Raw genomic sequence first — 15,188 nt, forward strand, 5'->3', positions numbered from 1 at the left:
CAACGATGCGCGACCTTACCCCGTTCCCGGCCGGACCCGCCAGTGCGGTGGGAGAGCGCGCCCCCGGCGGTTACTTGCCCGTGGCGGAAGAGAGCCAGTGGCGCATCACCGCCAACAGGTGGTCGGCCTCCACCGGCTTGGTCACGTGGTCGGTGGCGCCGGCCGCGAGGCTCTTCTCCTTGTCGCCCTTCATCGCCTTGGCGGTCAGCGCGATGATCGGCAGCCCGGCGAACTGCGGCATCCGCCGGATCGCCTCGGTGGTCGCGTAACCGTCCATCTCCGGCATCATGATGTCCATCAGCACCAGGGCCACGTCCTCGTGCTGCTCCAGCACCTCGATGCCCTCGCGGCCGTTCTCCGCGTACAGCACGGTCAGGCCGTACTGCTCCAGCACGCTGGTGAGCGCGAAGACGTTGCGGATGTCGTCGTCGACGATCAGCACCTGCTCGCCGGCGAAGCGGCCGGCGAACTGCGCGGGCACCGACACGGCCGGCTCCTGACGGACCGTCGGGGCGTCCTCGGCGGCCGCGCGGCGGCGTTCGGCGGCGCCCCGGCGGCGCACCTCGGCCAGTTCGCGGACCTCCTGGGCCCAGTGCTCGGCCGGGTTCTCGTTGACCGGGACGGGCGTGCCGACCGGGGTGACGGCGATGGTGGCCCGGATCGGGCCGGGCAGGGCGAGGCGCTCCTGGCCGGGGAGTTCGGGGGCCTCGCTGCGCAGCGGCAGGTAGAGGGTGAAGGTGGAGCCGGTGCCGAGCTCGCTCTCGGCGTGGATCTCGCCGCCGAGCAGGCGGGCGATCTCGCGGCTGATGGAGAGTCCGAGGCCGGTGCCGGCGTACTTGCGGCTGATGCCGCCGTCGGCCTGCTTGAAGGCCTCGAAGATCTCCCGGAGCTTGTTGCGCGGGATGCCGATGCCGGTGTCGGAGACCGAGAAGGCGATCAGCGGCTCGTCGGCGTCGCCGATCACGCCGTTCTCCAGCAGCTGCTCGCGGACGTGCTGCGGGACGTCGCGCTCCTCGGCCTTGCGGATGCGCAGTTCGACGGCGCCGCTGTCGGTGAACTTGACCGCGTTGGAGAGCAGGTTGCGCAGCACCTGCTGGAGGCGCTGCTCGTCGGTGTGCAGGGTGACCGGGAGGTCGGGCGAGACCACCACCGCGAAGTCCAGGTTCTTGTCCAGGGTCAGCGGGCGGAAGGCGGCCTCGACGTAGTCGACCAGCTGGACCAGGGCGATCTTGGCCGGGCGGACGTCCATCTTGCCGGCCTCGACCTTGGAGAGGTCGAGGATGTCGTTGATCAGCTGGAGCAGGTCGGAGCCCGCGCCGTGGATGGTCTCGGCGAACTCGACCTGCTTGGGCGAGAGGTTGCCCTCGTTGTTGTCGGAGAGCAGCTTGGCCAGGATCAGCAGCGAGTTGAGCGGGGTGCGCAGCTCGTGCGACATGTTGGCGAGGAACTCGCTCTTGTAGCGCGAGGCCAGCGCGAGCTGCTCGGCGCGCTCCTCCAGGATCTGCCGGGCCTCCTCGATCTCGCTGTTCTTGATCTCGATGTCGCGGTTCTGCTGGGCGAGCTGCTCGGCCTTCTCCTGGAGCTCCTCGTTGGTGCGCTCCAGTTCCTCCTGGCGGGCCTCCAACTCGGCGGATCGCATGGAGAGTTCGGCGGTCAGGCGCTGGGACTCCAGCAGCAGGCCCTCGGTCTTGGTGTTGACGCTGATGGTGTTGACGGTCACCCCGATCAGATCGGCGATCTGCTCCAGGAAGTCGAGCGCCACCGTGGTGAAGGAGGAGAAGGTGGCCAGCTCGATCACGCCGAGCAGCCGGCCCTCGAACATCACCGGGAGCACCACCACGTGCGCCGGGCTGGCCTCGCCGAGGCCGGAGGCGATCTTGAGGTAGCCGGGCGGGGTCTCCTTGAGGATGATCGAGCGCTTCTCCACCGCGGCCTGGCCGATCAGGCCCTCGCCGGGCCGGAAGGTGGTCGGCATCGAGCGGCGCTGGTAGCCGTAGGAGCCGATCAGGCGCAGCACGGTGTCGTTCTCGTCGTCGTCCTCGGCGATCAACTCGGCGTTGCGGCCCGCCGGTTGGGCCAGGAAGAAGGCGCCGTGCTGGGCCGAGACGGTCATCGTCAGCTCGGTCATGATGAGCGAGGCGACGGCTTCGAGGTCACGGCGGCCCTGCAGCAGACCGGAGATCCGGGCCAGGTTGGTCTTCAGCCAGTCCTGCTCCTGGTTGGTCCGGGTGGTCTCGCGCAGGTTGCCGATCATCTGGTTGATGTTGTCCTTGAGCTCGTCGAGCTCACCGGAGGCGTCCACGTCGATCCGCAGGGAGAGGTCGCCGCGGGTCACCGCGGTGGCGACCTGGGCGATGGCGCGCACCTGCCGGGTCAGGTTGTTGGCGAGTTCGTTCACCGACTCGGTCAGGTCCTGCCAGGTGCCGTCCACGCCCGGTACGCGGGCCTGGCCGCCGAGGCGGCCGTCGGTGCCCACCTCGCGGGCGACGCGGGTGACCTCGTCGGCGAAGCCGGAGAGCTGGTCGACCATGGTGTTGATGCTGGTCTTGAGCTCCAGGATCTCGCCCCGGGCGTCCACGTCGATCTTCTGCGAGAGGTCACCGCGGGCGGTGGCGGTGATGACCAGGGCGATGTTGCGGACCTGGCCGGTCAGGTTGTTGGCCATCAGGTTGACGTTGTCGGTCAGGTCCTTCCAGATCCCGGCGACGCCGGGCACGCCGGCCTGGCCGCCCAGGATGCCGTCGGTGCCGACCTCGCGGGCCACCCGGGTCACCTCGACGGCGAAGGCCGACAGCTGGTCGACCATCGTGTTCAGGGTGCCGGCCAGCGCCGCGACCTCGCCCTGGGCCTCGATGGTGATCTTCTTGGAGAGGTCACCGCGGGCCACCGCGGTGGCGACCTCGGCGATGTTGCGCACCTGCGAGGTCAGGTTGGAGGCCATGAAGTTCACGTTGTCGGTCAGGTCCCGCCAGATGCCGGAGACGCCGGAGACCCGGGCCTGACCGCCGAGGATCCCCTCGGTGCCGACCTCGCGGGCCACCCGGGTCACCTCGTCCGCGAAGGCGGACAGCTGGTCGACCATGGTGTTGACGGTGAGCACCAGCTCGCGGATCTCGCCGCGGGCGTCGACGGTGATCTTCTTGGAGACGTCGCCGCGCGCCACCGCCGTGGTGACCTCGGCGATGTTGCGGACCTGGCTGGTCAGGTTGTTGGCCATCAGGTTCACGCTGTTGGTGAGGTCCTTCCAGGTGCCCGAGACCCCGGGCACGCTGGCCTGGCCGCCGAGGATGCCCTCGGTGCCGACGTCCCGGGCGACCCGGGTGACCTCGTCGGCGAAGGCGCCGAGCTGGTCGACCATCGTGTTGATGGTGTTCTTCAGCTCCAGGATCTCGCCGCGCGCGTCCACCTGGATCTTCTGCGAGAGGTCGCCCTTGGCGACCGCGGTGGTCACCTGGGCGATGTTGCGCACCTGGGAGGTGAGGTTGTTGGCCATCGAGTTGACGTTCTCGGTCAGGTCCTTCCAGACCCCGGCCACGCCGGGGACCTGCGCCTGACCGCCCAGGATGCCCTCGGTGCCCACCGCGCGCGCCACCCTGGTCACCTGCTCGGCGAAGCCGGAGAGCTGGTCGACCATCGTGTTGATGGTGTTCTTCAACTCGAGGATCTCGCCGCGCGCGTCGACCTCGATCTTGCGGGACAGGTCGCCCTTGGCGACCGCGGTGGTCACCTCGGCGATGTTGCGCACCTGGTCGGTCAGGTTGTTGGCCATGAAGTTCACCGAGTCGGTGAGGTCGCGCCAGACACCGGCCACGCCCGGCACCTGGGCCTGGCCGCCGAGCCGGCCCTCGGTGCCCACGTCGCGGGCCACCCTGGTGACCTGCGCGGCGAAGGAGTTGAGCTGGTCCACCATGGTGTTCACGGTGTTCTTCAGCTCCAGCATCTCGCCGGCCACGTCCACCGTGACCTTGTGCGAGAGGTCGCCCTTGGCGACCGCGGTGGTCACCTCGGCGATGTTGCGGACCTGGGCGGTGAGGCGGCCGGCCATGGTGTTGACCGAGTCCGCCAGGTCCTTCCAACTCCCGGACATGCCGCGGACCCTGGCCTGGCCGCCGAGCTTGCCCTCGGTGCCCACCTCGACCGCGACCCTGGTCACCTCGGCGGTGAACTCGCCGAGCTGGTCCACCAGTCCGTTCACCGTCCGGCCGACCTTGAGGAACTCCCCGCGCAGCGGGTGGCTGGCCCCGTTGGTGTGGATCGAGCGCAGCTCCATCCGCTGGTCCAGGTCACCCTCGGAGATGGAGGTGAGCACCCGGCCGACCTCGGCCATCGGGCGGGCCAGGTCGTCGATCAGCGCGTTGCAGTTGTCGACCGCCGCCATCCAGGCGCCCTCGCCGACCCCGCTCTCCAGCCGCTCGGACAGCCTGCCCTCGCGGCCCACCGCCCGGCGGACCCGGGCCAGTTCGCCGGTCAGGTGCTGGTTGCGCTCGGCCACCTCGTTGAAGACCGCGGCGATCTCGGCCAGCGGGCCGTCGCCGGGCACGGTGAGGCGGCGGCGGAAGTTGCCGTCGCGCATCGCGGTGAGCGCGGCCAGCAGCTTGCGCAGGTCGGCCGGCTCGGCCCCCCGGTTGTGGTTCGGGCGCCTCCCGGGCACAGGGCGGGATGCCGGACGGCCACCGCTGCGGCCGGCGGCCGGGGTGGTGCCGGGTACGTCCTTGGTGGCCGAACTCACGTCGAGGTCCTCCCGCATCGTGACCGTCTCCGCGCCACCCCCCTTCCGGGGCGGCCACCGGCCCGCCGCACTCGGGGCGGACGCCGGCGCACCTCGACCGTAACCTGACGGCCGGGTGCTGCGGACCCCCCAGTCTGGCAGCACCGCCGCCGAGTGTCCGTACCGTTGCACAGGGTCTGCACCGAGGTGGTGCAAACCGGCCGCCTAAATCACCCTCTGGTGCTTCTTTCCGCGCCCGGGCCCCACACAGTGCCCACCGGTAAGTAGGGTGGGACGCTGCACCGGTCCCGGCTCCGCCCGAAGACGGGGACGGACCTGGCAGTCGGAGCTGATGGGAGACGTGGCACGTGGTCACCGCGCGCGCAGCCGCCGCCTTCGAGCCGGAGGGCCGCTCGGCCGGTGCCGCACGCGGTTTCGTCCGGGACGCCCTGCTCGGCTGGGGCCTGCCCGAGGTGGTCGACGACGCCGTGGTGCTGGTCTCCGAACTGGTCACCAACGCGGTGGTGCACGCCGGGACGGCCGCCGACGTGGCCGTGCTGCGCGAGGAGGAGACCGTCCGGATCGAGGTGACGGACCGTCACCCGGAGCGCGGCCTGCCCGCCTTCGCCAACGTCCCCGCGCACGGCTCCGAGCACTTCGGCGACCCGGACGGCGAGGGCGGCCGCGGCCTGCTGATGTGCTCCGCCATCTCCACCTGCTGGGGCGTCGAGTACTCGGCCGGGCGCAAGACCGTGTGGTTCCGCCTCGCGCTGCCCGAGCACCACGTCGGCACCCGCTTCGCGCTGCCCAGTCTGCCCGGCGGCGAACTGCCCGACACCGACGGCCCGGTGCTGGTCGGCGTGGTGCGGATCGACGAGCAGGGCGCCGTCCGCTCCTGCAACCCGGACGCCGAGCTGCTGCTGCGCCTGCCCGCCGACCAGCTGCTCGGCCGCGCCTGGGCCGAGCTGGTCGACTGGCCCGCGCCGGGCCTCGGCCTCGCCGAGACGCTCCGGCTGGCCCGCTGGGAGGGCGGCTTCAGCCTCCTCGCCGACGGGGCCGAGCTCTACGCCGTCCAGGTCCGGGTCCGCGACACCCACGGGGAGCCCTCCACCCTCGCCCTGCTGGTCCGCGAAGCCGACCGCGCGGTGCTGCGCTCACCCGTCACCGCCGTCGACGCCCCCGCCGGCGCCGAGCCGCTGGACCTGCTGGTCGGCCACCTCGGCCCGGACGACCTGGGCGGGCTGCTCCAGCGCATCGTCGAGCGGGCCCGGGACCTGCTGGACGCGGACGCCGCGTACCTGCTGCTGACCACCGACGACGAGACCGAGTTCGAGCTGCGCGCGGCCACCGGCCTGCCCGGCGGCCTGCGCCGGCACGCCCCGATCCCGGTGGAGTCCGGGGCCGGCCGGTACGACTCGGCCCGGCTGCCCGCCGTCCACGAGGACCTCGCGGTGCGCCCCAACGTCGTTCCGCTGCTGGCCGGTTCGGGCCTGCGCTCGCTGATCACCGTCCCGCTCAAGGTGGACGGCCGGCTGACCGGCTCGCTCGGCGTGGCCGCCACCGCCGCCGGCCGGTACGACAACGAGGACGCGCTGCGCCTGCAGTTCGCCGCCGACCGGGTCGCGCTCGCGCTGGAGAGCGCCCGGCTGACCGAGCTGGAGCGGCTGCGCCGGGGCTCGCTCTCCTTCCTGGTGGAGGCCTCCGACCTGCTCGCCGGCACCCTCGAACTCGGCCAGACCCTGGCCCTGATGGCGCAGATGGCGGTCCCCACGCTGGCCTCCTGGTGCGCCGTCTACACCAGCGCCGACGCCGGTGCCGACCTCGCCTTCGTGCTGCACCAGGACGAGGACCGGATCGACCGGCTGCGCGACCTGCTCGACAAGACGCCTCCGCCGGACGCCGCCCGGGACTCCGGGGTGACCTTCTGGTCCGCGCCCGCCGAGACCGCCCGGCAGGCCGGGCTGACGGACAGTCCGGAGCTGGCCGGGCTGCTCGGCGAGACCGTGGTGCTCCCGCTGGTGGCCCGCAACCGGGTGATCGGCCTGCTGGTGCTCGGCGTCTCCACCGGCCAGCGGTTCCGCCAGGAGATGCTGGAGCTGGCCGAGGACCTGTCCCGCCGGGCGGCCCTGGCACTGGACAACTCCCGGCTCTACTCCGAGCGCACCGCCACCAGCCAGGCCTTCCAACGCGCCCTGCTGCCACCCGAGTTGCCCACCATCCCGGGACTGGAGGTGGAGGTCTTCTACCAGGCCGCCGGAGAGGGCAACGAGGTCGGCGGCGACTTCTACGACATCTTCCCGATCCGCGAGGGCACCTACGGCTTCGCGATCGGCGACGTCTGCGGCACCGGCCCCGAGGCCGCCGCCGTCACCGGCCTGGCCCGGCACGCCCTGCGCCTGCTGGCCCGCGAGGGCCTCGACGGCCCGCAGCTGCTCTCCCGCCTCAACAGCGCCATCCTCGACGAGGGCAGCCGCTCGCGCTTCCTCACCCTGCTCTACGGCGAGCTGACCCCGCGCCAGGACGGCTGCACCGAGCTGTCCCTGGTCTGCGCCGGGCACCCGCTGCCGCTGCGCCTGCGCACCGACGGGCAGGTCAGTCCGGCCGCCACCCCGCAGCCGCTGCTCGGCGTGCTGGAGGAGCTGGAGCTGACCGCCGAGCAGGTGGTGCTGGAGCCCGGCGAGGTGCTGCTCTGCGTCACCGACGGCGTGACCGAACGCCGGGAGGGGCAGCGGATGCTGGGCGACGACGGCCTGGCCGCCGTGCTCACCGGCTGCACCGGGCTGACCGCCGGAGCGGTGGCCGCCCGGGTGCAGCGGGCGGTGGAGCGCTTCGCCCCCGAGCCGCCCTCGGACGACATGGCCATCCTCACCCTGCGCGTCCCGGAGCAGCGCACGAGCTGATCACGCTCGGACCGGAAACGGTCAAGGGTCGCCGCCCGACAGCTGACGACCCGACAAATTGTGGGATTCACAAGGGTACAAGCCGGTACCGGGTGGGTACACAGATCTCACCGGGGAAGACCCCGGTAGGGGACTCGCCGGCAGCTCCGACCTGCCGGTTCATCACTTCGCCGCCGCCGCCCGCACCGTGGGACAGCCCTGTCCCGTGCGCTCCCCGGCCCCGGCACGCGCACCCACTCCACGCACAGCTCCCTGCCGCCCTGAAGCGGCACGCCATGAGTGAAAGGAGCCTCCGGTGAGCAACGAAGCCTCCGGGGCGAACACCCGTTCCGCCGACGCCGGCAACCTCGGTTACCTGGCCCTCGGTCTGACCCTCCTCGCCTACGGGCTGCTCGGCACCGGCATCCTCTCCGGCGCGGGCGTCAAGGACGCCGCCGGACTGGCCCACCTGGTCGGCGGCCTCACCCTGTTCGTCGCCGGCCTCTGGCAGCTGCGCAGCGGCGACGGCTTCACCGGCACCGCCTTCACCTCCCTCGGCGCCTTCTGGGCCGTCTGGTCAGCGGGCGGCGGCGCGAGCAAGAACGCCACCGGCCTCTTCCTGCTGCTCTGGGCCCTGCTCGTGCTCAGCCTGGCGCTGGCCGCCTGGGGTTCGGGCCTGCTGGGGCGCGTCCTCTGGGGCCTGTTCTTCCTCTCCCTGGTGCTCAGCGCGCTCGGCGTGCTGAACGGCAGCAGCGGCCTCGGCAAGGCCGGTGCCTGGCTGGCGGCCGTCGCGGGCCTCGCGGCCTGGTACTCGGCCACCGCCGCCCTCGCCGAGAGCGGCTGGGGCCGGGCGCTCCTCCCCACCAAGTGACCCACCCCACTGGGTAGTCCGGGTCCTGCGGGCGCCCCACCGCCCGCAGGACCCACACCGCCCCCATCGAAGCCGGGCCACCCCACCACGGGGTGGTCCGGCTCCGTTTCACCCTCCTGAGGCCGGTCCGCGGAACCGCGGGCAACGGTTCGGCCCCCTCCCGGGCTCTGGGAGGGTGAGGAGGTGCTCATGAGAGAACCGGAGAACCGACGGGACGCCGAGTTCCGGTCGTTCATCGCCACGGCCTGGCCCCGGCTGCTGCGGACCGCGTTCCTGCTGTCCGGCGAGCAGCACGCGGGCGAGGACCTGGTCCAGCAGACCCTGGAGCGCGCGTACGTCGCCTGGCCCAAGGTCAGCCGCGCCGACGACCCGTACGCCTACGTCCGCCGCATCCTGGTCAACGAGCACGCCCGGCGCTTCCGCCGCCGGCTGTCCGAACGGTTGGTCACCAGCGTGCCCGAGACCGCCGCGCCCGACGGCTACGGGCGGCTCGACGAGCGCGCGGCGCTTCTCACCGCCCTGGCGGCCCTGCCGCCGCGCCAGCGCCAGGCCGTGGTGCTGCGGTACTGGGAGGACCTGAGCGAGGGTCAGGCCGCGCTCGCCATGGGCTGCTCGGTGGGCACGGTGAAGAGCCAGGCCTCGAAGGGCATCGCCCGGCTGCGCACCGCCTCCGTCCGATAGGTGCCGGTGGCCCAGAGCGGGACCCCGTCGGCGTCGTACAGCACCACGTTCCCATCGTTCTGCAGCACCAGCGCCGCACCCGGGTGGCCCCAGGTGGCGGTGGACCACACGGCGTGGCCGTCGGCGGCCTGGATCACCAGGTTGCCGTCCGGCTGCAGGACGGCCCGGCCCCCCGGGTTGCCCCAGGTGCGGGCGGACCAGACGGGGGCCGTGCCGCCGCCGACCCGCAGGACCAGGTTGCCGTCGTCCTGCATGGTGAGGACGACCGGATTCGGCGGGCCCATCACGTGGTGGGTGACCGATTCGCCGGCGCGCAGCACCCAGCCGGAGGTGAGTGCGGTGCCCAGCCGGACGCCGGCCTGGTTGCTGGTGCCCGACTCCCAGTAGACGAGGTCGTCCGTGCCGTACACGACGAGGTTGAGGTCGTCCTGCAGGACGGCGCGGGCGTTGCGCCGGGTCCAGGTGCCGGAGGCCCAGAGGGGGCGGCCGTCGGCGGCCTTGACCAGCAGGTTGCCGTCCGACTGCATGGTGACCGTGGCGCCCGCGTTGCCCCAGGTCTTGCTCGACCAGCGGGCGTTGCCGGTGGCCTTGGAGTACAGCACCAGGTTCCCGTCCGGCTGCATCACCAGCCGGCCCGCCTTCGACTCCACCGTCTCGCCCGACCGCACCGTCCGGCCCGAGGGGATCACGGTGCCGCGGGTGTCCACGCCGTCGAAGCGGGTGTTGGTCAGCCAGAGCCGCCGGCCGTCGGCGTCGTACATCGTCAGGTTGCCGTTCCACTCGAGCAGCAGCCGGGGGCTCGCGGCGCCCCAGGTCTCGCTCGACCAGAGCGGCGCGCCGGCCGCGTCGCGGATCACCAGGTTGCCGTCCGCCTGGAGGGTGGCGACCGCACCGGGGTGGCCCTCGGTGCCCGAGGTCCAGAGCACCTTGGCGGACTGACGGTCGGTCAGCACCAGGTTGCCGTCCGCGCCCATGGCCAGGGCGGTCCGGTCGACGGTGAACTGCTCGCCGGCCTTCAGCGAACGCCCCGCCAGGAACACGGCCCCGGCGGTCTCGTGGGCCGGGTCGTACGTCCGGGTCGACCAGAGCGCGGTGCCCTGGCCGTTGCGGAGCACCACGTTGCAGTCGTCCTGCACGGTCAGCACACTGCCCGATCCGCCGGCGGACACCCCCTGGGGCGACCAGTAGACCTGGCCGTCGGGGCTGCGCAGGGTGAGGACGCCGTCCGACCGGACGGCCATCCGCCCGCCGGCGTGGCCCGGGGTGTTGCTGGACCAGAGCACCCGGCCGTTGGCCAGCTCGGTGAGCACCAGGCTGCCGCCCGGCTCCACCTTCAGGCTCGCGCAGGCCGAGTAGAGCACGTCCCCGGGCCAGGCCCCGCCGCCCGCGGTGGCCGTGTTGCGGGGGGTGCGGAGGTCACCGAGCGACTCCGCCGCACCGAGCCGGTGCAGGCCGCCGACCGGGGCCGTCCCGCGGCGCACGAAGGTGAGCTCGCTCTGGGTGGACGTGAACTTCGTCAGCGCGCTGGTGAGCAGCTCCGGGTACCCGTCGCCGTCCAGGTCGCCGGGCGAGGAGACGAAGGTCAACTCGTTGTAGTAGTCGGCACCGGGATCGGCGATCCGCGGGACGGTGAGGAAGGTGAACGGGGCGGGCAGCGGCGCGGGCCCGGCGGCCGGGTCGGCGGTCAGCGCGCCCCAGACCTGCCGTGACGAGCCGTCACACGGTGCCGTCCCCGCCGCCGCCTGCGCGGCGAGCGCCGTCAGGCAGCTGCCGTCCGAGGCGGCCAGCCCGCCGTCGGGCCGGGGCTTCCACTGCTGCGCGGGCTCGCCGGTGCAGTCCTCCGCACCGGCCCGGCCGTCCCGCAGGGCCAGGCAGCGGCCCAGCTCCCGGAGCGTGCCGTCGGTCGCGACCCGCCAGCGGGTGACGCCGGATGCGCAGGCCTTCAGCTGTCCGTTGGCGAGGCACTGCTTGGCCCCGGCGGCGTCGCGCTCGGCGGTCTGCAGGGAGAAGAACGACCGCGGTGAGGGCAGGAGCTCCACCGGCAGGCCGTCGGGGCCGAACTCCAGGCGGTACACCGCGGTGGCCGGCTCGAGCTCGGGGCTGCGGGCCCAGAGGGTGGGGAGGCCACCGACCTTGCCCGGAGCCATCAGGGTGACGGAGGTCCAGGTGCCGGTGCCGAGCTGGACGGGGGCGCCGATCACCGCGCCGCCGGCCTTGCCCGGGTAGTACCAGAGCCGGCCGCCCTCGACCGTGACCAGGTCGGGCATCCCGTCCTGGTTGGCGATCCCGTCGGTGGCCACCACCTGGGAGGCCGAGTTCCAGGTCGGGTCGTAGCCCGTGCAGTCGGTGCCAGCCGCGCAAGTGGCCGGCTTGGCCACCTTGACGGCCTTGTCCTTCTTCGTGAAGTACCCCGCCTTGCCACCGGAGTTGGCGTCGTTCGGGTACAGGTACAGCACGTGCCCGTACCGGCTGAACGCGTACAGGTCGTCCGTCCCGGTCCCGGTGGCACTGCCCCGGTGGGTGACCTGGTACTCGCTCCAGATCCCGCTTTCCGGGTTGTCCGCCGAGGTGGCCGCCCGGTACGGCGCTCCGCCGGCCGGCAGCACGGTCAGGTTGTTGCCGGAATTCGTGAGGACGTCGGCCTTGCCGTCGCCCGTCAGGTCGTTGAGCACCCCGGCCGCCGCTCGCGGCGCGGCCGGTCCTTCGGCGTGCGCGGGCACGGCGAGGCCGCCGAGCACCGCCGCCGCCAGTGCGGCCACTGCCGCGAATCGTCTGCCGCCGCCTGCGCGGCGCGGGGCGCGAACGCGCTCCCCCATGTCCCAACCTCCCCGTGGTGCCGGGCACCGAGCACCGGCCGTCCGGCCCGTGAGCACGGGCCGGGGGGGCAGGTTATCGCCCGCCCGTTCGTATCCGCCAGGCGGTATCCGTGCGAACGAGGGCGGCCCCCCGGTCCGTGGAGGACCGGGGGGCCGCCGTGCGGGTGGGACGCCGGGGGAGCCGGGCCGGGAGCTACCGGCTGGTGCCGGTCGCCCAGAGCGGGACGCCGTCGGCGTCGTACAGCACCAGGTTCCCGTCGCCCTGCACCACCAGCACCGAGTACGGGTGGCCCCAGGTGCCGGTGGACCAGAGGCCCCGCCCGTCGGCCGCGTAGACCACCAGGTTGCCGTCCTGCTGGAGGGTGGCCCGGGCACCGGAGTTGCCCCAGGTGCGGGAGGACCAGACCGGGCCCCGGGTACCGGTGCTGAGCACCAGGTTGCCGTCGGACTGCATGGTGAGGGCGGTCCGGCTCATCCACTCGGTGGTCGCCTCACCGCTGCGCAGCACGTAGCCCGCCCGGACCGGGATGCCGCGCGAGACGCCCGCGGTGTTGCCGGTCCCGGAGGCCCAGGCCCCACGACCGTCGGTGGCACGGACCACCAGGTCGAGGTCGTCCTGCACCACCAGCCGGGCGTTGCGCTGGGTCCAGGTGCCGGAGGCCCACAGGGCCCGGCCGTCGGCGGCCTTCACCACCACGTTGCCGTCCGACTGCACGGTGGCCGTGGCGCCGTTGTTGCCCCACGTGCGGGACGACCAGCGGGCGTTGCCGGTGGCCTTGGAGTACAGCACCAGGTTCCCGTCCGGCTGCATCACCAGCCGGGCCGCCGCGGACTCCACCGTCTCGCCCGACCGCACCGTACGGCCCGAGGGGACCACGGTCCCCGGGTAGTTGTTCAGCGCGTCGAACCGGGTGCCGGTGGACCACCGGACCACGCCGTCGACGTCGTACAGCACCAGGTCGCCGTCGGTCTGGACCACCAGGTGCACACCCTCGGCGCCCCAGGTCCCGCTCGACCAGACCGGTGCGCCGGCCGCGTCCCGGATCACCACGTTCCCGTCCGGCTGGACGGTGGCGACCGCACCGGGGCGGCCCTCGGTGCCCGAAGTCCAGAGCACCTTCGCGGACTGACGGTCGGTCAGCACCAGGTTCCCGTCGGCACCCATGGCCAGGGCGGTCCGCTCGGTGGTCAGCTGCTCGCCGGCCTTGAGCGAACGCCCCGCCACCAGCGGCACGCCGCGGGTCTCGTGGGCCGGGTCGTAGGTCCGGGTCGACCACTCCGCCCTGCCCTGCAGGCCGCGGAGCACCACGTTGCAGTCGTCCTGGACCACGAGCGTGTTGGCGGGGGTGGGCGCCGACCAGTAGACGGTGCCGCGGGCGTCCTGGAGCTGGAAGGCGCCCTGCGACGGGAGGACCATCCGCCCGCCGGTGCGTCCCGGGGTGTTGCTGGACCAGAGCACCTTGCCGGTGGCCAGCTCGGTGACCACCAGGCTGCCGGACCGCTCCACCTTCAGGCTCACGCAGGCCGAGTAGTAGACGTCGTACACATCGGGCGCGGTCGGCCAGGCGACGGGCCCCGCCTCCCGCCCGATCCGCCCGTGGGCGGTCAGCCCGGCGAAGCCGGCGACCCCGGCGACCGGTGCGGCGCCCTGGTACACGACCAGCGGGTCGCTCAGGGTGGCGAGCTCCGGGTTGCCGTCCCCGTCGAGGTCGCCGGGCGCTCCGAGCGGCGGGGCGTACCCGGTGGCGATCTCGTCCGGCAGGGCGATCACGGGCAGCGGCGCCGGGAACGGCAGCGGATCGGCGGCCGGGCCGGCGCTCCACCGTCCCCAGCGCTGACGGGCCGAACCGTCGCAGGGCTCCAGGGCGACGCCGCTCATGCGCACCGCCAGGCAGGACCCGCCCGCGTTCACCAGAACGCCGCCGTCCCCCGCCTTCCAGACCCGCGCGTCGCTCTTGGTGCAGCTGACCCTGGCGGGGACCTCACCGCCGGAGAGGCAGTAGTCCCCCTGGCGCAGCGTCCCGTCTGCGAACAGCTGCCACTCGTTCGTGTCGGCCGTGGTGCAGGGGATCACCCCGCCGCGGTCCATGGCGAAGCACCTCGCGGCACCGCCGGCGTCCCGCTCGCCGTTCTGCAGGAGGAAGGTGTCGTCCGGGGAGCGGAGCGGACCGACCGGCAGGCCGTTCGCCCCGATCTCCAAGCGGTAGGAGGACACCACCGGCTGCCAGAGGCCGTACTGGGCCCAGAGGGTGGGCACCCCGCCGACCTTGCCCGGGGCCATCACCAGGACGTCCTCCCAGTGGCCGGTGCCGAGCTGGACGGGGGCGCCGATCACCGCGCCGCCGGCCTTGCCCGGGTAGTACCAGAGCCGGCCACCCTCGACCGTGACCAGGTCGGGCATCCCGTCCTGGTTGGCGATCCCGTCGGTGGCCACCACCTGGGAGGCCGAGTTCCAGGTCGGGTCGTAGCCCGTGCAGTCGGTGCCAGCCGCGCAGGTGGCCGGCTTGGCCACCTTGACGGCCTTGTCCTTCTTCGTGAAGTACCCCGCCTTGCCACCGGAGTTGGCGTCGTTCGGGTACAGGTACAGCACGTGGTCGTACCGGTCGAACGCGTACAGGTCGTCCGTCCCCGTCCCGGTGGCGCTCCCCCGCCGGGTGACCTGGTAGCTCCCCCAGTTCTTGCCGTCGGGGCTCTGCGCCGTCGTGGACGCCGCGTACGGCGCGCCACCGGCCGGAAGCACGTTCAGGTCCGAGTAGTTCGCGGAGATCAGATCCGTCCGGCCGTCCCCCGTCAGGTCCCCGGCCGCCTTCAACGACGGTGCGAAGCCCCTCTCGGCGTGCGACGCCGGCACGGCCACCCCGCCGACCAGCACCACCGCCAGTGCGGCCACCGCCGCGAATCCTCTGCCACCGAAGCGGCGCGGGGCGCGAAAGCGCTCCCCCATGTCCCAACCTCCCCTTGGAGCCGAGCCCGTGGCCCGGCCGTCCGGCCCGTGTTCACGGGCCGGGGCGGCAGGCTACTCCCCCCGGTTCGGCCCCGCCACGCGGTATCCGGGGCCACCCCCGCACGGTGCTGACCCGGCGCCGGCCCGAACACCGCCCACATGACCCGACCCGTCCCGGACGGTGCGGTTCGCACCGCTTCGCGGAGGCCAATTCGCCTGGTGGGACGCACTGGTGACGAAGTCTCGGAGCCGCGATTGCTCCCCGGATGCGGAGCGGAGGAGAGTCGGG

The 15,188-nt window shown here is 73.0% G+C and carries 6 protein-coding genes; 3 read left to right on the top strand and 3 right to left on the bottom strand.

Features of this window, described 5'->3' with window-relative positions:
• Positions 1-70: 70 nt before the first annotated feature.
• Positions 71-4,573, bottom strand: a complete 4,503-nt coding sequence (locus tag ACWEPF_RS02180) for a HAMP domain-containing protein (RefSeq protein WP_380149865.1) — start codon at positions 4,571-4,573, stop codon at positions 71-73.
• A 503-nt stretch (positions 4,574-5,076) separates the two neighbouring features.
• On the opposite strand from ACWEPF_RS02180, the gene ACWEPF_RS02185 reads away from it, so the two are divergent.
• The 3 genes from ACWEPF_RS02185 (at position 5,077) to ACWEPF_RS02195 (ending at position 9,139) form a co-directional block, all read left to right on the top strand.
• Positions 5,077-7,608, top strand: coding sequence for a SpoIIE family protein phosphatase (locus ACWEPF_RS02185; protein WP_452171028.1), 2,532 nt, complete (start codon positions 5,077-5,079; stop codon positions 7,606-7,608).
• Positions 7,609-7,903: 295 nt separating this feature from the next.
• Positions 7,904-8,458, top strand: coding sequence for a GPR1/FUN34/YaaH family transporter (locus ACWEPF_RS02190; protein ID WP_449797574.1), 555 nt, complete (start codon positions 7,904-7,906; stop codon positions 8,456-8,458).
• A 189-nt stretch (positions 8,459-8,647) separates the two neighbouring features.
• Positions 8,648-9,139 carry a SigE family RNA polymerase sigma factor gene (locus ACWEPF_RS02195; RefSeq protein WP_452171029.1) on the top strand — a complete coding sequence of 164 codons (492 nt, stop codon included), beginning with the start codon at positions 8,648-8,650 and terminating at the stop codon, positions 9,137-9,139.
• Here ACWEPF_RS02195 and ACWEPF_RS02200 read toward each other — a convergent pair.
• Complete coding sequence (locus ACWEPF_RS02200; protein WP_452171030.1) at positions 9,046-11,955, bottom strand: hypothetical protein; 2,910 nt, start codon at positions 11,953-11,955, stop codon at positions 9,046-9,048. The two genes, ACWEPF_RS02195 and ACWEPF_RS02200, sit on opposite strands and share 94 nt — an antisense overlap.
• A 193-nt stretch (positions 11,956-12,148) precedes the next feature.
• The gene (locus ACWEPF_RS02205) at positions 12,149-14,899 is read right to left on the bottom strand and encodes a hypothetical protein (RefSeq protein WP_452171031.1); all 2,751 of its coding nucleotides are present in this window, start codon (positions 14,897-14,899) and stop codon (positions 12,149-12,151) included.
• Positions 14,900-15,188: the final 289 nt, after the last annotated feature.

The sequence above is a fragment of the Kitasatospora sp. NPDC004289 genome, from assembly GCF_053602875.1.